Here is a 19684-nt window from a genome sequence, read left to right as displayed (position 1 = left end):
TCCCTTGAGTGTTCGTGGTGGATGCTGCTTAGCGAAGAAGCAGGTTGGGCTGCAGCAGGTACTTGTAGTTATCGGCGCCCGGCTGGTCCTTGGACGCCTGGCTGGTGATCAGCACCGGCCCGGGCTTGTTCGGGTTCTCGGTCTTGGTGAACGAGATGCGCACGAACTCCGAGTGCACGGCACCCAGACCGTCAAGCAGGAAAGCCGGCTTGAGCGAGACGACGGTGTCGGTTCCGGTGAGGAATGCATCGATGGTCTCGGAGGCCTGGGCCTGCTCGGATCCGATCGCCTCGAGGGTGAGTCCCTCGATCGAGAAGGAGAAGCGCAGCGCGGCCTCGCGCTCGAGCACCAGCGAGACGCGGCGCACGGCCTCGATGAGCTCTGCGGTGTTGATGACCGCGTAGTTGTCGACGACCTCGGGGAAGAGGCGCTTGACCGGAGGAAAGTTGCCCTTGATGAGCAGCGACGTCACGGTCTTCTTGTCGGCCTGGAACGCGATCAGCTCACGTTCGTCGGTGCTCGTGATCGCGACCGAGATGCTGCCGCTGTGGCCGAACGTCTTGCCGATCTCGGTGAGGGTGCGGGCGGGCACGAGGGCGGTGAGTCCGTCGGTGACCGACTCTCCCCCGGTCCACTCGATCTCGCGGACCGCAACGCGGTACCGGTCGGTGGCGATGAGGGACAGGCTGTTCTCGGAAATCTCGAGCTGCACACCTGTGATCACGGGGGTCACGTCATCCCGCGATGCAGCGACGGCGACCTGCGAGACAGCGGCTGCGAACAACTCAGCCGGCAGGACGCCGGACTGGGCCGACACCTGCGGAAGCGTGGGGTATTCCTCGACCGGCATGCTCAGGAGGGTGAAGTTCGCCGAACCACAGGAGACGGAGATGCGCCCCTCGTCGGTGGAGAAGGTGACGGGAGCGTTCGGCAAGCGGCTCGCGATGTCGGCGAGCAGGCGACCGGAGACGAGAACCTTGCCGGGTTCCTCCACCTGGGCGGCGATCTCCGTCTGGGCCGAGACCTCGTAGTCGAAGGAGGAGAGGGTGAGTCCGTCAGCGGTCGCCTCGATCAGGATTCCGCTCAGGATGGGGAGCGTGGTGCGCTGCGGAAGCAGCTTGACCGCAAAGGACACAGCCTCGCTGAAGACGTCGCGATTGACCTGGAACTTCACGGAGTAACCCCTGTCGCTGATGGATGCTGGTCTGGCCGGTTAATACTGACACAGCGCGGTAGGGCGTGGACGTCAAAGGTTCTTTCAGATCCAACAAAGAATTAAAGAAAGAACAACATTCTTAACCGCTGTGGGAACTGTGGATAACTTGTCATTCGCAGGCCACGGATTGGGAACTACATCAGTGTGACTTGTAGAGACCGGGGTCACAAACTGTGGGACGAAGTCCACAACCGCCGGCGTCGGCGAATCCTGTTTCCACAGGCCAGAGATTTTCATCAACAATCCGAGCGGCGAGTCGGCACGGTTATCCACAGGTTGTGGAATGCATGTGCAAACTCTCGATCAGCTCTTGAAGCGGTGGTTCTGCTTGATGCGGCTGGTGAGCTCGGTGACCTGGTTGTAAATGGAGCGACGTTCTTTCATCAGCTCGGTGATCTTTTTGTTCGCGTACATGACCGTTGTGTGGTCACGGTTGCCGAACAGCTGTCCGATCTTGGGCAGCGAAAGGTTGGTCATTTCGCGGCAGAGATACATCGCGATCTGGCGGGCGGTCGCGACGGCCTGGGAACGGGATGACCCGTATAGGTCGTCGACCGTGAGCTTGAAGTACGCCGCGGTGTGGTTGATGATGTCGACCGGTGCGATGACATTGTCCTCGTCGAGGGTGATGAGGTCCTTGAGCACGGTCTGCACCAGGGCGAGGTCGACCGGCTGGCGGTTGAGGCTCGCGAACGCTGTGACGCGGATCAGGGTTCCCTCGAGCTCGCGGATGTTCGACGACACCTTCGAGGCCATGTATTCGAGGATCTCGTTCTCGACCTGAAGCTTCTCGCTCTGTGCCTTCTTGCGGAGGATGGCGATGCGTGTCTCAAGGTCCGGTGCCTGCACGTCGGTGATGAGGCCCCACTCGAAGCGGGAACGCATGCGGTCCTCGAACCCCGTGAGGTGTTTCGGGGGCAGGTCGCTTGTGATGACCACCTGCTTGTTGTGGTCGTGCAGCGTATTGAAGGTGTGGAAGAAGGCCTCCTGAGTGGAGTCCTTGCCCTGCAGGAACTGGATGTCGTCGATCAGCAGGATGTCGATCTCGCGGTAGCGCGACTGGAAGACACTGGCCCTGTTGTTGGCAATCGAGTTGATGAAGTCGTTGGTGAATTCCTCGCTGGACACGTAGCGCACGCGGATTCCGGGGTAGAGACTCTCGGCGTAGTGGCCGATCGCGTGCAGGAGGTGGGTCTTACCAAGCCCGGAATCGCCGTAGATGAAGAGCGGGTTATAGGCCTTGGCCGGCGCCTCGGCCACGGCGACTGCTGCAGCGTGGGCGAAGCGGTTGGATCCACCGATGACGAAGTTGTCGAAGTTGTACTTCGGGTTGAGGCGGGAGTCGGCGCGACGGCTGGGCGGTGAGGTGTTCTCTTGCTCGAGCGACGATGACATCATGGTCGGTTCGATGTAGCCGGGCTCACTGATCGTGTTCGCCTGCTCGAGGGTGTCGGCCTGGATATCGGGGTTTACGACGATGGCGAAGTTCGTGACTTCCTGATCCTCGCTGAGTCCGGCGATCGCGTTGAGGAGCGGGAGACGGATGCGCTGCTCGAGCATGCCGCGGGTCAATTCGTTCGGCACCTCGAGGTAGAGGGTGCCGGCCATGATGCCGCGTGGCTCGACCAGGCTGATGAAGCCGTGCAGCTGGGGCGTAATGCGCTCGTCGGAGGTGAGGCGAGCGAGCACCGAGCGCCAGATTGCCGGCGTCGAATCAGCGGTGTCTGCCATGTGCCTTCCGAATCGAATTAACAGTTACTCACAGAGTTATCCACTGGTACGATAACCTTGGGGAGTTCGCGAATGCCGATTCTGCCCTCGAAGAATGGCTGAGCTTTACCTTAGTTCAGCGCGTGGCCGGGTTACCAACCCCCAGTTATCCCGATGTGGATAACTTTGTTTCCACAAGGTCGGGTTTGACCGCACGGGTTTAACACCGTATTTTTAATCAGTTGACTTCCGCCCTCGGGCATTCCTAACTTTTCCGGCTTCCAGAGCTGGGCTTTGGAGCTATACACATGAGCAAGAGAACTTTCCAGCCGAACAACCGTCGCCGTTCCAAGGTGCATGGCTTCCGTCTTCGCATGCGCACCCGCGCCGGCCGCGCCATCCTCGGTGCTCGTCGTCGTAAGGGTCGCACCGAACTCTCCGCCTAGTTCTTCCCGGTGCTGTTGCGGCCCGTGCAGTCATTCCGTGATTGTGGTGCCAGGTCTCGCCATGCTCGCTAAAGCGAACAGGGTGATTACCGGCGCCGAATTCAGGAGTGTCGTGCGCACGGGACGCAGGGCCACCTCCCCCATAGCCGTCGTCTACTCGACGCGAACGGGCGATTCGTCGCCGACTCGATTCGGGTTCATCGTCGCGAAGAGTGTCGGCGGCTCTGTCGTGAGAAACAGGATGCGCCGAAGGCTCCGGTCGATCGGACGAGAATTGCTGGAATCACGGGCTACGGGTCACGACATCGTGGTGCGTCCGCTTCCAGCTTCCACCGAGGCTTCCTGGGTTACCCTGCACACGGAGATCATCAACGCTGTAACCAGGAGTGTGGAGAGACGATGAACAGGGCGCTCTCCTTCGTGATGCTCGTTCCCCGCAATCTCTGCGTCGTCATCCTCCGCGTCTATCGCGCGGTGATCTCTCCGCTCTACGGCGATGTCTGCCGGTATTACCCCTCCTGCTCGGCGTACGCGCTCGAGGCCATCCAGCAGTACGGCGTTGTACGCGGCGTCTGGATGGGCTCACGCCGTATCGCACGCTGCCACCCCTGGGCGGTCGGCGGAGTGGATGACGTTCCCGCGCGCGAGCCCCACCGGCACACGACGACGCGGTTCGGTTTTGTTACAGCGAGTGGCCACGGAAAGGGCTGACCCCACACATGCCAGATATCTTCGGAGCCATACTGTGGCCCATCAAATGGGTGGTCGAGCTCATCCTCGTTGCCTTCCATTGGCTACTCACCAACATCGGCCTCGACCCCGACGCGGGTCTGACCTGGGTGCTGTCCATCGTCGGACTCGTGCTCGTCATCCGTGCCGCGCTGATTCCGATCTTCGTACGCCAGATCAAGAGCCAGCGCCGCATGATGGAGGTCGCGCCCCAGCTCAAGAAGATTCAGGACAAGTACAAGGGCAAGAAGGACCAGTTCTCCCGCGAGGCCATGTCCCGCGAGACGATGGCCATGTACAAGGACACCGGGACCAACCCGCTCTCTTCCTGCCTGCCGCTGCTTATCCAGATGCCGATCTTCTTCAGCCTCTTCTCCGTGCTGAGCCACGCGCAGAACCACGCGGTCAACGTCAAGAACGGCGTTGAGACCGCGGGCGTCGGCCTGCTCAACGACGACCTCTCGAAGTCATTCGGCGACGCGTCGCTGTTCGACATCGCTCCCCTGCACCTCGCGATGAGCACCGCAGACGGCAACGTCTGGGTCATCGTGATCGCCGCCATCATGGTCGTGCTCATGACTGCCTCGCAGTTCATCACCCAGCTGCAGATCATGTCGAAGAACCAGTCGAAGGAGATGAAGGAGAGCCCAATGTTCAAGCAGCAGCGCGTGCTGCTGTACCTGCTTCCCCTCGTCTTCGCCTTCTCCGGTTTTGCCTTCCCGCTCGGCGTGATGTTCTATTGGCTCACGTCGAACGCCTGGACCATGGTCCAGCAGTTCCTCGTGATCCGTAACCTGCCGACTCCCGGCAGCCAGGCCGCCTTCGAGCGGGAGGCCCGCCTCGCCCGCAAGCGCCAGCGTCGCGGCATCCCCGAACCGATCTCCGAGACCCCGCTCGTCGAGGAGCCCAAGAAAGTCCAGCGTGCACAGCCCGTTGGTAAGAACCGTTCCAAGAAGCAGGGTGGAAAAAAGTGACCGACGTTACCCAGACCGAAGAAGCAGCAGCCGACGAAGCCGTCGAAGCTGAGGCCACGACCGAGGAGAGCACCAGCAGTGCTCCTACCGCCGGCCAGCTCGAAGAAGAGGGCGAGATCGCTGCCGACTACATCGAGGAGCTCCTCGACATAACGGATCTCGATGGAGACATCGAGATCGACACCCGCGGTGGGCGCGCCTACGTCTCAGTGAACTCGAGTGAGGACACCAACCTGCGCCTGCTCTCCAAGCCGGAGACCGTCAACGCGCTGCAGGAGCTCACGCGCATCGCCGTGCAGACCAAGACCGGCGGATTCTCCCGCCTCATCCTCGATGTCGGCGGATCGCGCGAGGCTCGCGTGGCCGAGTTGACCATCCTCGTCGACAAGGCGATCGAGCGCATCGACGGTGGAGCTTCCTCCGCGGCCCTTCCCGCCATGTCCTCCTACGAGCGGAAGCTCGTCCACGATGTGGTGAGCGAGCGCGGTTTCTCCTCGGAGTCCGAGGGCGAAGGCCGCGACCGTCACACCGTCATCACCCGCGCATAGTTTCACGTGAAACATTGAGCGACATCCCCGAAGTTGAGAATGCCGTCGAGGCAGAGCCGTCGACCGCAGCCCCGCTCTTCGGCGACCGCATCGATGTCGCTCGCCAGTACACCGCCGATCTCGCGAGACGCGGTGAGGAGCTGGGTCTCATTGGGCCGCTCGAGGTGCCACGACTGTGGTCACGTCACATCCTGAACTGCGCGATCGTCGCTCCCCTGCTCCGTCCCGGTCGTACCGGAGACGTAGGCAGCGGAGCTGGCCTTCCCGGACTGGTTCTGGCGATCGCCCGCCCCGACGTGCACCTCGTGCTCATCGAGCCGATGGAGCGCAGAGTCGACTGGCTGATCTCCGAGGCGGCGGATCTCGGACTGGACAACGTCACGGTCATCCGTGCTCGCTCGGAGGAGACTCGTCTCGACGTACCGTTGGATCAGCTGACGGCGCGCGCGGTGAGTTCACTGAGCAAGCTGATCCCCACGACCGCTCCCCTGGTCCGTTCGGGCGGTGAACTCCTGTTCATGAAGGGCTCACGAGTCCAGGATGAGATCGACGCTGCGGCGAAGATCATCCGTAAAGCCCGGCTGAGCAATGTTGAGGTGCTCGTGTTGGGCGAGGGAGTTGTCCCCGAAGTCACCCGGGTGTTTCGGGCTACAGTTGACTGATCGTTTGCGCCTCTCCTCCGGAGCCTGAGCGCGCGGCGGATTATCCCCAGCGAGGGGTCGACCAGCACCCCGGGTCGGCCGATCCGGATACTCTGCCCCCAGCAACCACGAAGAAGGTTTCACGTGAAACATCCGAACAGTGACGTCGCCGCTGCGACGAACCCCGGAACTCCGTCGCGCGTCAGCCCCCTGGCCCCGACCCCCGTGAACGTCGCCCTCGCCCAGGCCGTGGAAGAACGCGCGGCTGCGAAGAAAGCCGAAACCATCACCCCTTCTGCATTTGATGCAACAACCCCCCTCGCCCGCGAACTGGCGGAGAACACCCGCCGCCGTATGGCGATCGAAGCGGAATCGCTCCCCCTGCCGACCGAGCCACGAATCTTCACCGTCGCCAACCAGAAAGGTGGCGTCGGCAAGACCACCACGACCGTGAACCTGGCAGCAGCACTTGCCCGGTCCGGCGCTCGAGTGCTGGTCATCGACCTGGACCCGCAGGGCAACGCCTCGACCGCGCTCGGCGTAGAGCACCGTTCAGACACCGTGAGTGTCTACGACGTCATCATCAACGACGAACCCATGTCGCAGGTCATCCAGAAGAGCCCCGAGTTCGACACCCTGTTCTGCGTGCCCGCGACCATTCACCTCGCCGGTGCCGAAATTGAGCTCGTCTCCCTCGTCGCGCGCGAGCAGCGTCTGCGCTCCGCGCTCGACGCGTTCCTCGGCCAGTCCGATGACGACTTCCATTACGTGTTCATCGACTGCCCACCCTCGCTCGGGCTGCTGACCATCAACGCGTTCGTTGCGGCCCGCGAGGTTCTCATACCGATCCAGTGCGAGTACTACGCGCTCGAGGGCCTCAGCCAGCTGCTGAACAACATCAAGCTGATCGAGCGCCACCTCAACCCGCGCCTGTCGGTATCGACGATCCTGTTGACCATGTACGACTCGCGCACCAATCTCGCCAACCAGGTGGCGGATGACGTTCGCCAGCACTTTCCTCAGGAAGTGCTCAAGACCCTGATCCCCCGCTCGGTGCGCATCTCCGAGGCGCCCAGCTACGGCCAGACCGTCATCAGCTACGACCCGACCTCGCCAGGTTCACTCTCGTACCTCGAAGCAGCATCCGAAATCGCACACAGGGGAGCACCCGCCTAATGGCAACACCCAAGAGAACCGGCCTCGGTCGAGGCATCGGCGCCCTGATCCCGGGCAGCGACAGCGAAGACACCGGCCGCCCGGTCGACGTCTTCTTCCCGAGCAGCCCGGCCACGACGATCGACGACGGTGAGGCCCTGCTCGCCGTGCCCGGTGCGCGCCTCGCCAACCTCTCCCCCGACGACATCGTGCCGAACTCGAGCCAGCCGCGCACCGAGTTCCGCGAGGAGGAGCTCGCCGAACTCGTCGTCTCCATCCGCGAGATCGGCGTCCTGCAGCCCATTGTGGTGCGTCCGCTCCAGGGCGCTGTCGCCGGTGGCCCGCAGTTCGAGCTCATCATGGGTGAGCGCCGACTTCGTGCGACCAAGCAGCTCGGACTCGACACGATCCCCGCGGTCATCAAGAACACCGCCGACGAGGACATGCTTCGGGATGCCCTGCTCGAGAACCTGCACCGCGCCAACCTCAACCCGCTCGAAGAGGCATCGGCCTACCAGCAGCTGCTCGCGGACTTCGGAATCACCCAGGACGAGCTGGCCACGCGCATCGGTCGCTCGCGCCCGCAGATCACCAACACCATCCGCCTGCTGCGCCTGCCCGCCTCGATCCAGAAGCGTGTCGCTGCCGGAGTACTGAGCGCGGGTCACGCGAGGGCCATCCTCTCGGTCGGAGACGACGCGGCCACGCAGGAGACCCTGGCGACGAAGATCGTCAACGAGGACCTCTCGGTGCGTGCCGCGGAGGCCGCAGCCGGTCAGGTCGCCCCGAAGAAGCCGACGAAGACGAAGCCTTCAGCAGGCGGACGCCAGGGCCAGCTCGATGAGATCGCGGAGCGTCTTGGCGACCGTCTCAACACCCGTGTCAAGGTGAGCCTCGGCTCGTCGAAGGGCACCATCGTGATCGACTTCGCCACGGTAGGCGACCTGAACCGTATCCTCGGCGAGCTCGGGCAGCCCGGCTTCAACTAGGAAAAAAGCTGGTCAAACCCTAATTGTGGTCGCGAACGGCGGTGTCGGCGAGGGCCGAATAGACCCACCCGACGTCGTGGCCGGCGGCTTCGAGTGCGATCGGGAAGAGTGACGTCTCGGTGAGTCCGGGCATCACGCTCGCCTCGAGGAACCACGGCGTGCCGGCCGCATCCACGATGATGTCGACGCGAGAGATGTGGCGGAGGCCGAGGGCGGCGTGGGCCGCGATGGCCACCTCGGCGACGCGCGCCGCGACATCCGGAGCAATGCGGGCCGGAGCGTAGAAACGGGTCTCCCCCGCCGTGTAGTGCGCCTCGAAGCTGTAGACGCCGCCCACCGGTTCGATCTCGATGGCCGGCAGCGCCACGGGGCCATCCCCGGTGTCGATGATGCAGACAGCGACCTCTGTGCCGACGATCTTCTGCTCGATGAGCGCCACGTCGAAGTAGGTGTAGGCGTTGACCATGGCGCGCGGCAGGTCATCGACGCTGTCGACGATGCTCACGCCCTGGGCCGAACCGCCCTGCGCGGGCTTCACCACGAGCGGGCCGGTGAGCTCCGCGGTGATCACATCGAGCACGGCCGAGGCGCCCAGCTCTCGGAAGGTGTCGCGGGGCAGCGTGATCGAGCGCGGTGTCGGCACCCCCGCGCGTTGGACGACTACCTTGGCGGTCGGCTTGTCCCAGGCGAGGCGCGTGGCGTCGGCGGTCGAGCCGACGTACGGGATGCCCAGGTAGTCCAGGAGGCCGCGCAGGGCGCCGTCTTCGCCGCTTGCGCCGTGGAGGGCCGGCCAGATCACGTCGGGCCGTGTCGCTGAGAGATCGGCGAGAAGAGTGGCATCCGGATCTCTCGTGACGACCGAGATGCCGTGCTGCGAGAGGCTGTCGGAGACCCGGCGCCCCGAGCGCAGGGAGACGTCGCGCTCGTGGGAGAGGCCGCCGGCCAGGACGACGATGGAGCGGTGTGTCGTGTCGGTCATAAGGAGTCCCTAGTTAATGTTCGGCGGCGGGCTGATGTACTTGAGGTCCTGACGCACGACGTCGAGCTGGCCGGTGCCGGCGAAGGTGTCGAGCAGCTCGAGTTCGCCGTTCACGACCTTGGTCAGGCGGCGGATACCCTCGCGAATGAAGTCGGGCGTGGGGTAGCAGAACGAGAGGCGGATCTTGTTCTTCCCGCTCCCATCAGCATAAAAAGCGGTTCCGGGGGTGTAGGCGACGAGCTCGGTGACGGCGCGCGGCAGCATTGCCTTGCTGTCGAGCCGGTCAGGCAGGGTGAGCCAGACGTAGAAGCCGCCGTTGGGAACCGTCCACGACAGGTCGGGCAGGTAGTCGTCGAGCGCCTGCAGCATGGCGTCGCGTCGCTCGCGGTACACACCGCGGAAGGTGTCGATCTGGCCCTTCCAGTCCGTCGTCGCGAGATAGTCGGAGATCACGAGCTGGCTGAACGACGACGGCGAGAGCACGGCCGCCTCGTTGGCCAGAATGAGCTTCTCGCGGATGGCGTGCGGCGCGAGCGCCCAGCCCACACGGAATCCGGGCGCGAGGGTCTTCGAGAACGTTCCGAGGTACACCACGCCGTCCTCGTCGACCGAACGCAGCGCGTGCGGCGGCGGGGCGTCGAAGTACAGCAGGCCGTAGGGGTTGTCTTCGAGAACGAGGATGTCGTTCGAGCGGCAGATCTCGAGGATCTCGAGGCGGCGCTCCCAGGTCAGGGTGACCCCGGCCGGGTTGCTGAAGGTGGGAATCGTGTAGAGGAACTTGATCCGCTTGCCATCGGCCTTGAGCGAGGCGATCTTCCGGCGCAGAGCCTCGGGGATCAGCCCGAACTCGTCCATGTCGGCGTGCTCGATCTGGGCCTGGAACGAACGGAACACGACCATGGCCGTGACATAGCTGGGGCCTTCGGCGATGACGACGTCACCCGGGTTGATGAACAGCTTGGTGATGAGCTCGAGAGCGTGCTGGGAGCCCGTGGTGACGACGACGTCATCCGCACTCCCCCGGATGCCCTCGAGTGCCATGACCTCGAGGATCTGCTCACGCAGGCGCGGGTCACCCTGGCCGGAGCCATACTGCAAAGCGACGGAACCGCGTTCGCGCATCACGCGATCGAGGGTGTCGCCCACGCGATCCTGCGGCAGGGCGGAGACGAAGGGCATACCGCCGGCCAGAGAGACGACCTCGGGGCGCGAGGCGACGGCGAACAGGGCGCGGACTTCAGAGGCGCTGAGGTTCGCCGTGCGGTCTGCGTAGTGGTGGTACCACGGGTCGAGGTTGTTGCCCTGTGCGGTCATGGTTCGTCCGATTTCGTGTCGAAGGTTCAAGAATAGGGGCTGATTACACGGAAGAAGCCCCTCTCGACATGCGAGCGGGGCTTCCGAGTTCAGCGACGGACCCCGCCGTTAGGCGAGGAACTCGGCAAGGTCAGCCTCGATGGCCGGCTTCGGCTTTGCGCCGATGATGGTCTTGACGACCTCGCCGCCCTTGAAGACCTTCATCGCGGGGATGGAGGTGATCTGGTACTTCATGGCGATCTGCGGGTTGTCGTCGACGTTGAGCTTGACGATCTTGATCTTGTCGGAGTGCTCCGTCGCGATCGCGTCGAGGATCGGGGAGACGGCGCGACACGGGCCGCACCACTCGGCCCAGAAGTCCACCATGATGGTGTCTTCCGAGTTGAGGACGAGGTCCTCGAAGGTGGCGTCGGTGACGTCGGGGGCTGCAGACATGGCTGGTTTCCTTTGTTCGGGGTGAGAAGTGGTTAGGCGCTGACCGGGACTTCGAGGCCGCTGGCCTGTACGGCCGCTTCCACGATCGCCTTCGGCAGCGACGCGAGGTAGTGCTCGGCGTCGAGGGCGGCTACGGTTCCCGATCCTGCAGCCGTGACGGCCTGGCGGTAGGTCGGGTCGATGACGTCGCCCGCGGCGAAGACTCCGGTGATGTTGGTGCGCGACGAGCGTCCGTCGACGGCGATTGTGCCCTCGGCGGTGAGGTCGAGCTGTCCGTGCACGAGGTGCGTGCGCGGGTCGGCGCCGATCGCGATGAACAGGCCGCTCAGGTCGACGGTCGTCTCCGAGCCGTCCACCGTGTCGAGCAGGCCGACACCCGTGACCAGTCCGTCGCCGTAGATGTGCGCGACTTCCTTGTTCCAGAGGAACTCGATCTTCGGGTTGGTGAAGGCGCGATCCTGCATGGCCTTCGACGCGCGCAGCGAATCCTTGCGGTGGATGACATAGACCTTGTCCGCGAACTTCGTGAGGAAGGTCGCTTCTTCCATGGCCGAGTCGCCGCCGCCGACGACCGCGATCGTCTTCTGGCGGAAGAAGAACCCGTCGCAGGTTGCACACCAGGACACGCCGGAGCCGCTGAGGCGATCCTCGTCTGACAGTCCGAGCTTGCGGTAGGCCGACCCTGTGGCGAAGACAACGGACAGGGCTTCGTGAATGTCGCCGTTGCCGAGCGTGACGCGCTTGACGTCTCCCTCGAGCTCGAGCTTGGTGACGTCATCCAGAACAATCTCTGTGCCGAAGCGACGTGCCTGGGCCTCCATGGCGATCATGAGGTCGGGGCCCTGGATGCCTTCGGGGAATCCGGGGTAGTTGTCGACCTCAGTGGTCTTCATGAGTTCGCCGCCGGCCTCGACGGAGCTCGCGATGAGCAGGGGGGCGAGGTTGGCTCGCGCGGCGTAGATGGCCGCCGTGTATCCGGCGGGTCCTGAGCCGATGATGATGATCTGGCGCACGTGAAACGACCCTTCAAGATTGTGCTGTAGCCGGTATAACCCATCCTAGGGGCAGCATATTCCGGCTATCAGGCTGAGATGCGGGATGCCCCGGCCGCTAGCTTCTGCGGCGGATCCGAGCCAGAAGCGGCCCGACGAAGGCCCGCAGCTCGGCGACCCGGAGCAGCCAGAGCACACCGAAGTACACGCCGGCCATCGCCGTACCGATGGCGGCCATGGAGAGCAGCGCGTTCAGCAAGCTTGAGACGGCAAATCCGCCGGCAACGGTGCCACCCATAACGAATAGCAGGCCGACGCCTACCGCCGCGGCCGGCAGGCTCGCGAGCAGGTAGAGCGCGTACTGGCGCAGAACTCTCTTCGCGTCAATGCCGCCGAGCCGGCGGCGCAGGATGAGCGCTGCGGTGAGGAACTGCACGGTTCCCGCAATGGATGTCACAGCGGCGATGCCGATCGCGATGACCGAGGTCGGCCAGGTCGCGACGACAAGCGCCCCGAGCACGAACAGTGAGGACTGCAGCACGGTGAAGAAGAACGGTGTGCGGGTGTCTTCGAGCGCGTAGAAGGTGCGCTGCAGCACGAACAGCACGCTGAACGGGATGAGCCCGAGCAGGTAGAAGATCACCACGGGCGCCATCTGCGAGACGGTGGCGAAGTCGACGGTTCCACCGCTCACCGAGAACAGGGCGCTGAACGGGTAGGCGAGCACGACCAGCCCGACGGCGGCGAAGACGAGGATGACACCGATGCCGCGCAACGACGACGACAGGTCGCGACGAACGGCGGCGAAGTCCCCGTCACGCGCGGACCCGCTCATCCTGGTGAAATAGGGTGTCGCGATCGATACGGCGGCGATCGAGTGCGGCAGCATAAAGATCAACCAGGAGAAGCGCAGCGTGTTGATCGAGGCACCCTCGCCCGAGGCGAGCGAGGCGACGCGGTTCTGCACAACACCCGCGAGCTGGGTGACGGTGATCATCGCGAAGGTCCAGGCAGCCGCCTTGCCCGCGGTGCCGAGACCCACACCCCGCCAGCGGAAGTCGGGACGATAGGAGAGCCCGGATCGGCGCCAGAACAGCATCAGGAACGCGGCCTGCACGACAACGCCGAGCGTCGCGCTGCCGGCGACGAGGGCGATCATGCCCGTCGTCCAGTCCTCGCCCTCCGCGTTTGCGGGGTCGGCGCCGAACATGACGATGAAGGCGACGAGGCCGCCGATCGCGATGACGTTGTTGACAACCGGCGCCCAGGTGAACGGCCCGAACACGCGGCGCGCGTTCAGCACCTCACCGAGCAGGCTGTAGACCGCGTAGAAAAAGATCTGCGGCAGGCACCAGTAGGCGAACAGGTTGGCGAGCTCGCGGTCGGCCGGGTCGAGCCCGCGTGACCCCTCGCCGCCCTGCTGCGAGTAGAAGTCGACGAGCAGGGGAGCCGCGACAGTGGCGAGCACCGCGATGAGCAGGAAGACGACCAGGCCGAGCGTGATCAGCCGGTTGATGTAGAGCTGGCCGCCGTCGGGGTGCTTCTCGGCGCGCACAATCTGCGGCACGAGGATCGCGCTCAGCAAGCCGCCCGCGATGATCGCGTAGATGTTGTTGGGCAGCTGGTTGGCCAGGGCGAAGGCGTCACCGACCCCGAGTTGGCCGAGGGCTGCGGCGAGAACGAGGGCGCTGACCAGTCCGAGAATCCTCGATATCAGCGTGCCCGAGGCGAGGATCGCACTCGACCGCCCGATGCTCTGCCCGCTCACTCGGCCTCCGTGGCTGCGACGGTGTCTACCGGTGCGCGACGTGCCTTAAGGCGACGGCGGATGTTCCGCACGATGCCGAGCGCGAAAACACCGAACACCAGCACGCCGATGATGCTCACGACCGGCGTCTCCCAGCCCGCCTGCACGTTGGCCTTGAAGTAGGTGGTGGTGCCGACGCGCACGTCGCCGAGGCTGCGCACGGACACCGCGAGGTCGACGAGCCCGTTGGAGCGGGCGACGGCCGGGATCTGCGCGCGGCGCTGCGAGGCGGGCTCGATCGTGAGCTCGAAGTTGGCATCCTCGACGTTGAGCAGCGGGGTGAGCGGTTTGACCGTAATGATCACGGTCACCGGCTGCTCGAGGTTATTGATGATGTTGACCGGCACGAACCCGCGCTCGGGGAACACGAGGTCGCTCGAGGCTGCGACGCGCACCGAGGCTCGCAGCGACGCGGAGTCGGCGAGGTAGCCGTCGACCTCGGAGCCCCAGGTACCCGGGTCACGGTTCCACTGCGGCGCGAGCGCGCTGAGCAGGCGGATCCTGCGCTCCCCCGTGATCAGCGCGGGATCCTCGGCGACCGTCGCGAACGACGCGTCGAGACCCTCCGCCGTGAGCATCGACTTCGCGAGGGACACCCGCACGTCGGTCTGCGGTGCATCGGTGAGCGTGGTGCTGGCAGCGTCATCCCGCAGCACGTCAGAGAGGCCGACCAGCTCGAGATTCTGCGGCACACTGAGCGACAGAAGTGTCGCGCGCAGGCGGGAGCCCGGGGCAAAACTGCCCCGGTCGAGGCCGAGTACGACGGATGCCACGTCGCCGTCGCGGGGCGCGGGGATCGCGCCGAGAGCGGTCGAGAGTGCGATGGTCTGCTGCTGCCAGGCTTCGGTCGAGGTCGCCGTGATCGTCGCGCTGAGCTGGGCGGAGAGGGCGTCATCCGTGACGAGAACGGACTCGCCGCCGACGCTCAGGTGGGCGCGGCCCGCGGCGACCGCTGTCACGTTGCCGGAGCTCAGCACCGTCGAGGTGTAGCCGCTCGCCGTGATCGTCGCGAGGTCGTCTGCGGTGACCGTCGCCGGCTGCGGCCAGGCCACGTCGCCGAGGGTGTAGTCCCAGTCGAGCAGGGTCTCGCTCGTGGGCAGCGGGGGCGCCGTGCCCGGGTCGGCCGTCGCGTTCGGATCGGGCGTGGCCTCCGGGTCGACCGCTGCGAACAGGCCGGAGTCGATCGCGAAGTCGAAGGAGGTGGGCTCGAGCACCGCACCGCTGCCGGCCTGCAGGCCGAGAGTGAGGTCGGAATCCGCGTAGCTCAGGGCGAACGTGTCATTGCTGGCCGCGGCGAGACGATCGAGCCACTGGGTGGCGCTCTCGGGGGCGGAGGAGCCGAGCAGGCGAATCGACGCAATGATCATCGGATCGATGCCGATCGTCACCGGGGTGTCGATGATGGCCTCGAGCTCCCGGGTCAACAGGCCGCCGGGCGCGGTATAGGCGGCGAGGGTGTCCAGGTCGATGATGCCGCCGAGACCGCCCGGAACACTGAGCGGCACAACCACCCCGACGCGCACGACAGAGGCCGGTGCGAGAGCGGCGGCGTTCGCTGAGACGGGTGCGCTCGCGACAAGCGCGACGACGCCGATTGCCGCGGCAAAGGCGCGGATCGCGGGCTTCACGGACACGGGCATGCCCCTGAAGTTCGCTCGGCCACCATGGGAAGAGTCTATTCTCTTGGCTATGGAGAGCGTCGCTTCGGCAGTTCAGAGGCTGGCCGAACTCGCCGCCACCCCGCACATCAGTCGCCTGTCGACCGCATTCGCGGCAGCAGGCCACGAACTGGCGCTCGTCGGCGGGCCGGTTCGGGATGCGTTCATCGGACGCCCGCTCAGTGACCTCGACTTCACCACCGACGCCACACCCGACGAGATCCTCGCGATCGTCGCGCCCATCGCCGACGCGCACTGGGACATCGGCCGGGCGTTCGGCACCATCGGAGCGCGCTTTTCCGGCGATACCGTCGAGATCACCACCTACCGCACCGACGCGTACGACGGGGAGACCCGAAAGCCGGTCGTAGAGTTCGGCGACTCGCTCGAGGCCGACCTGGTGCGCCGCGACTTCACGGTGAACTCGATGGCGCTGCGGCTGCCCGAGCAGGTGCTCGTCGACCCGAGCGGCGGGCTCGACGATCTCATCGCCCGAAAGCTGACCACCCCGGGCGCTCCCGAGGACTCCTTCGGCGACGACCCGCTCCGCATGCTGCGGGCTGCGCGCTTCACCAGCCAGCTCGGATTCGAGATCGCCGCCCCGACCCGCGCCGCGATGTCCGCTCTCGCCGACCGCATCTCCATCGTCAGCGTGGAGCGCATCGCCGATGAGCTGTCGAAGCTGCTGAAGACGGATGACCCCGTGCCGGGCATCCGGATTCTGGTGGAAAGCGGTCTCGCAGAGCTGGTGCTGCCCGAGATTCCCGCACTCAAACTCGAGATCGACGAGCACGCCCACCACAAGGACGTCTACGAGCACAGCCTCACCGTGCTGACCCAGGCCATCGACCTCGAGAAGTCGCGGCACCCGGGGGAGGCGCCCGACCTGATCCTGCGGCTCGCCGCGCTCATGCACGACGTGGGCAAGCCCGCGACCCGGCGCATCGAGGCGGGCGGCGTCGTCACCTTCCACCACCACGACGTAGTCGGGGCGAAGCAAGCGGCGCGCCGGCTCAGGGCGCTGCGCTTCGACAAGGAGACCATCACCTCGGTCGCACGGCTCATCGAGCTGCATCTGCGCTTCTTCGGCTATTCCGAGGGCGCCTGGACCGACTCCGCAGTTCGTCGATATGTGCGGGATGCCGGCCCGCTCCTCCCGCGCCTGCACATCCTGACGCGCGCCGACGTCACCACCCGCAACGTGCGCAAGGCCGACCAGCTCGCCTTCGCCTACGACAATCTCGAGGAGCGTATCGCTGCGATTGCCGAAGCCGAGGGCATCGCCGCCGTGCGACCCGACCTCGACGGCGACCGGATCCAGGCCGTGCTCGGCATCAGGCCCGGCCGCGAGGTCGGTGAGGCGTACCGGTTCCTGCTCGACCTGCGGCTCGACGAGGGACCGCTCGGCGAGGAGCTCGCGACCGAACGCCTGCTGGAATGGTGGAGCGGTCGCTCAGCGAATCCGGCGTGAGCGCACTCGGCGAACGCCCGCGCTGACCCGCGCGTCGGCCCACTGCAGAAAGACCTTGCTAGCCCAGGAGAACATAAAGCCGACGAAGAAGATGCCGATGATCCAGATCACGGCCCACGCGATGCCCATCAGGACCGCTGTGACACCCGCACTGGTGATGCAGCAGTGATCGAACAGCATGACCGAAGGCTACTCCCCAGTACTTCTTTCCCGAATGCAGGATGACACGGCTCACCCCCCCCGCAGCACCCGCGCGTTTCCGGCAACTCGCGGAAATCGGTCCTGCATGTGGGAGCAACCTGCACGGTTGAGGTTCGTGGGGCGGAACGACTACACTAGGCAGGTTGCCCCGATCCTTCTGGATCGCGGGCACACGTCAACACCCTCCTGTCACAGATCGTCTGTGGCCGTTCTAGTCCGAAGGAGGTGGGTTAGTGACGCACCAGTATGAACTCATGGTCATCCTCGATCCAGAGATCGATGAGCGAACCGTGGCTCCAAGCCTCGACAAGTTCCTCAACGTCATCCGCAACGATGGTGGATCCATCGACAGCGTAGACATTTGGGGCCGCCGTCGACTCGCTTACGAGATCAACAAGAAGACCGAAGGCATCTACGCCGTCGTCAACTTCACGGCAACTTCCGCAGCAACGAACGAACTCGACCGCCAGCTCGGTCTGAGTGAAGCCGTTATGCGCACCAAGGTGCTGCGCGCCGAAGAGGGCATCGCCCAGGTCGCAGCCGCCAAGGTCGCCGCGGACGAGAAGGCAGCCCGCAAGGCCGCCGCGACTCCGAAGGCCGCACCCGTCGCCGAGAAGGCCGCAGCTGAGAAGCCCGCGACCGACGCGAAGCCGGCTGCTGCTGCCAAGGTCGAAGCTCCCGCTGAAGAGGCTGCCGCTCCGGCCGCCGACGAGACGGCTGCAGAGTAGATCATGGCCGGCGAAACCGTTATCACCGTGGTGGGAAACCTCACCAGTGACCCCGAGCTGCGTTACACGCAGAACGGGCTGGCGGTTGCGAACTTCACGATCGCATCGACCCCTCGCAACTTCGACCGTGCGAGCAACGACTGGAAAGACGGCGAATCGCTGTTCATTCGCGCAAGCGTGTGGCGCGAGTTCGCCGAGCACGTCGCGGGATCCCTCACCAAGGGCTCACGCGTCATCGCTACCGGTCGGCTCAAGCAGCGTTCTTACGAGACCAAAGAGGGCGAGAAGCGTACGAGCATCGAGCTCGAGGTCGATGAGATCGGCCCGTCGCTGCGCTACGCGACCGCCCAGGTAACCCGCGCCGCATCCTCTCGCGAGGGTGGCGGCAACGGTGGCGGAAATCGTGGCGGATCGCAGGGCGCTCCCCAGGGTCAGGTAGCCGACGAGCCGTGGGCGCCCAGCGCACCCGCAGCTGCCGACGGCGACGTCTGGAACACGCCCGGCAACTACTCGGACGAAACTCCCTTCTAAACCCTCACTTCACAGGCGGCTCCGGTCGCTTGAACAATCTCTGAAAGAAGAAACCCATGGCTGGAAAGAGCAGCGGCGATCGCCGTAAGCCCATCCGCAAGGGCAAGGACGGCAAGAACGCCGCCCCCGCCAAGTCGATCCGCGTAGGCGTCATCGACTACAAGGATGTTGCAACCCTTCGTAAGTTCATCTCGGAGCGTGGAAAGATCCGCGCCCGTCGTATCACCGGTGTCTCCGTTCAGGAGCAGCGCCTCATCGCCCGTGCCGTCAAGAACGCACGCGAGATGGCACTCCTCCCCTACGCCGGCTCAGGCCGTTAAGGAGCCCCGATATGTCTAAGCTCATCCTCACGCACGAGGTCACCGGCCTCGGTGCCCCCGGAGACGTCGTCGACGTCAAGAACGGTTTCGCTCGCAACTACCTCATCCCCCAGGGCTTCGCCGTGGCGTGGACGCGCGGTGGCGAAAAGCAGATCGAGTCCATCAAGGCAGCCCGCGCAGCGCGCGAGCACGCCACGCTCGAAGAGGCACAGGACCTCAAGGCCAAGCTCCAGGCTGCATCGGTCAAGCTGACCGTCAAGGCCGGCGAGGGCGGACGCCTCTTCGGTTCGGTCAAGACCTCGGACATCGCTGACGCGGTTGCCGCTGCTGGTCTCGGCACGATCGACAAGCGCAAGATTGAGATCACGGGCGCCATCAAGGCGACCGGCACGCACGAGGCAACGGTTCGTCTTCGCGACGACATCGTCGCGACGATCACCCTCTCGGTGGTCGCTGCCAAGTAGCACGCTGCAACTAGCAAACACTCTGCGATAGCGGTGGGCGAGAGCCCACCGCTATCGCTCTTTTAACCCCCGTGTCAAGCTGAATTCCGCAGTTCTGTGCACAGGTATTGAAACTCGGTACACAACCCTCAACGTGCAGTTCAAACATGTTTCTACACACACCGTGTGAAAAACAAAAAAGCAGGTCAAAAGGATGTACCCGCTCGAAATTCTCGAGTTATCCACAGCTGGTTCCACAGCTTGTTCACACGAGTTCCGGCGTTTCGCCCGAGTTGTCCCCAACGTTATACACAGGGGTACTTGTTGCCGGTTTCGGCGGGCCTTAGCGTAGGGCAGCCGCTCGGATCACAGTCGATATCCGGCCCGATCGCCGCCA

General features: G+C 64.8%; 21 protein-coding genes and 1 pseudogene. 13 read left to right on the top strand and 9 right to left on the bottom strand.

Annotated elements, in window-relative coordinates; all coding sequences use genetic code 11:
- Positions 1–28: 28 nt before the first annotated feature.
- The gene (gene dnaN / locus EYE40_RS12510) at positions 29–1174 is read right to left on the bottom strand and encodes a DNA polymerase III subunit beta (RefSeq protein ID WP_130982253.1); all 1146 of its coding nucleotides are present in this window, start codon (positions 1172–1174) and stop codon (positions 29–31) included.
- Between the two features lie 345 nt (positions 1175–1519).
- Positions 1520–2947 carry a chromosomal replication initiator protein DnaA gene (gene dnaA, locus EYE40_RS12505; protein ID WP_130982252.1) on the bottom strand — a complete coding sequence of 476 codons (1428 nt, stop codon included), beginning with the start codon at positions 2945–2947 and terminating at the stop codon, positions 1520–1522.
- Positions 2948–3234: 287 nt separating this feature from the next.
- Here dnaA and rpmH point away from each other — a divergent pair, with 287 nt between their 5' ends.
- From rpmH to EYE40_RS12465, 8 genes are all read left to right on the top strand, one after another.
- Positions 3235–3372 carry a 50S ribosomal protein L34 gene (rpmH, locus tag EYE40_RS12500; protein WP_130982251.1) on the top strand — a complete coding sequence of 46 codons (138 nt, stop codon included), beginning with the start codon at positions 3235–3237 and terminating at the stop codon, positions 3370–3372.
- Positions 3373–3433: 61 nt separating this feature from the next.
- A complete protein-coding gene (gene rnpA / locus EYE40_RS12495; protein WP_130982250.1) occupies positions 3434–3775 on the top strand; it encodes a ribonuclease P protein component in 342 nt (113 codons plus the stop codon).
- Positions 3772–4083 carry a membrane protein insertion efficiency factor YidD gene (gene yidD / locus EYE40_RS12490; RefSeq protein ID WP_130982249.1) on the top strand — a complete coding sequence of 104 codons (312 nt, stop codon included), beginning with the start codon at positions 3772–3774 and terminating at the stop codon, positions 4081–4083. The genes rnpA and yidD overlap by 4 nt, the downstream gene beginning before the upstream one ends.
- Positions 4084–4091: 8 nt before the next feature.
- Complete coding sequence (gene yidC / locus EYE40_RS12485) at positions 4092–5075, top strand: membrane protein insertase YidC (protein ID WP_130982248.1); 984 nt, start codon at positions 4092–4094, stop codon at positions 5073–5075.
- Positions 5072–5623, top strand: coding sequence for a Jag family protein (locus EYE40_RS12480; RefSeq protein ID WP_130982247.1), 552 nt, complete (start codon positions 5072–5074; stop codon positions 5621–5623). The genes yidC and EYE40_RS12480 overlap by 4 nt, the downstream gene beginning before the upstream one ends.
- 23 nt (positions 5624–5646) lie before the next feature.
- A complete protein-coding gene (rsmG, locus tag EYE40_RS12475) occupies positions 5647–6285 on the top strand; it encodes a 16S rRNA (guanine(527)-N(7))-methyltransferase RsmG (protein ID WP_130982918.1) in 639 nt (212 codons plus the stop codon).
- Between the two features lie 333 nt (positions 6286–6618).
- Entirely contained in the window at positions 6619–7440 is an 822-nt protein-coding gene (locus tag EYE40_RS12470; RefSeq protein WP_130982917.1) for a ParA family protein, read from the top strand.
- Positions 7440–8408, top strand: coding sequence for a ParB/RepB/Spo0J family partition protein (locus EYE40_RS12465; protein ID WP_130982246.1), 969 nt, complete (start codon positions 7440–7442; stop codon positions 8406–8408). The genes EYE40_RS12470 and EYE40_RS12465 overlap by 1 nt, the downstream gene beginning before the upstream one ends.
- Positions 8409–8427: 19 nt before the next feature.
- Here the strand turns inward: EYE40_RS12465 and EYE40_RS12460 are convergent, their stop codons facing one another.
- From EYE40_RS12460 to EYE40_RS12435, 6 genes are all read right to left on the bottom strand, one after another.
- A complete protein-coding gene (locus tag EYE40_RS12460; protein WP_130982245.1) occupies positions 8428–9387 on the bottom strand; it encodes a D-alanine--D-alanine ligase family protein in 960 nt (319 codons plus the stop codon).
- A 9-nt stretch (positions 9388–9396) separates the two neighbouring features.
- Positions 9397–10701 carry an aminotransferase-like domain-containing protein gene (locus tag EYE40_RS12455; protein WP_130982244.1) on the bottom strand — a complete coding sequence of 435 codons (1305 nt, stop codon included), beginning with the start codon at positions 10699–10701 and terminating at the stop codon, positions 9397–9399.
- Between the two features lie 108 nt (positions 10702–10809).
- Positions 10810–11136, bottom strand: coding sequence for a thioredoxin (trxA, locus tag EYE40_RS12450; RefSeq protein ID WP_130982243.1), 327 nt, complete (start codon positions 11134–11136; stop codon positions 10810–10812).
- A 32-nt stretch (positions 11137–11168) separates the two neighbouring features.
- Positions 11169–12149: a thioredoxin-disulfide reductase gene (gene trxB / locus EYE40_RS12445; RefSeq protein ID WP_130982242.1), complete on the bottom strand. Its 981-nt coding sequence runs from the start codon at positions 12147–12149 to the stop codon at positions 11169–11171.
- Between the two features lie 97 nt (positions 12150–12246).
- On the bottom strand, positions 12247–13896 hold the full coding sequence (gene murJ, locus EYE40_RS12440) for a murein biosynthesis integral membrane protein MurJ (RefSeq protein ID WP_130982241.1): 1650 nt from the start codon (positions 13894–13896) through the stop codon (positions 12247–12249).
- Positions 13893–15569: a DUF6049 family protein gene (locus EYE40_RS12435; protein WP_154071863.1), complete on the bottom strand. Its 1677-nt coding sequence runs from the start codon at positions 15567–15569 to the stop codon at positions 13893–13895. Before EYE40_RS12435 ends, murJ begins: the two co-directional genes overlap by 4 nt.
- 55 nt (positions 15570–15624) lie before the next feature.
- Between EYE40_RS12435 and EYE40_RS12430 the strand changes: the two genes are divergently transcribed.
- Positions 15625–17064: a CCA tRNA nucleotidyltransferase gene (locus tag EYE40_RS12430; RefSeq protein ID WP_130982239.1), complete on the top strand. Its 1440-nt coding sequence runs from the start codon at positions 15625–15627 to the stop codon at positions 17062–17064.
- On the opposite strand, the gene EYE40_RS12425 is transcribed toward EYE40_RS12430, so the two are convergent.
- Complete coding sequence (locus EYE40_RS12425) at positions 17047–17244, bottom strand: hypothetical protein (protein ID WP_130982238.1); 198 nt, start codon at positions 17242–17244, stop codon at positions 17047–17049. The two genes, EYE40_RS12430 and EYE40_RS12425, sit on opposite strands and share 18 nt — an antisense overlap.
- Before the next feature lie 275 nt (positions 17245–17519).
- Here EYE40_RS12425 and rpsF point away from each other — a divergent pair.
- From rpsF to rplI, 4 genes and pseudogenes are all read left to right on the top strand, one after another.
- Positions 17520–17864: pseudogene (rpsF, locus tag EYE40_RS12420) on the top strand (30S ribosomal protein S6); the annotation flags it as partial.
- A gap of 132 nt (positions 17865–17996) precedes the next feature.
- Entirely contained in the window at positions 17997–18524 is a 528-nt protein-coding gene (locus EYE40_RS12415) for a single-stranded DNA-binding protein (RefSeq protein ID WP_130982236.1), read from the top strand.
- A gap of 56 nt (positions 18525–18580) precedes the next feature.
- Entirely contained in the window at positions 18581–18844 is a 264-nt protein-coding gene (gene rpsR, locus EYE40_RS12410; protein ID WP_055897232.1) for a 30S ribosomal protein S18, read from the top strand.
- A gap of 11 nt (positions 18845–18855) precedes the next feature.
- Positions 18856–19308 (top strand): 50S ribosomal protein L9, encoded by a 453-nt coding sequence (gene rplI / locus EYE40_RS12405; protein WP_130982235.1) that lies wholly within the window; start codon positions 18856–18858, stop codon positions 19306–19308.
- The last annotated feature ends 376 nt before the right edge of the window (positions 19309–19684 follow it).

Source organism: Glaciihabitans arcticus (assembly GCF_004310685.1).
Taxonomy (GTDB): Bacteria; Actinomycetota; Actinomycetes; order Actinomycetales; family Microbacteriaceae; genus Conyzicola; species Conyzicola arctica.
The sequence above is the reverse complement of the archived record's forward strand: the minus strand, read 5'-3'. Positions and strand labels throughout refer to the sequence as shown.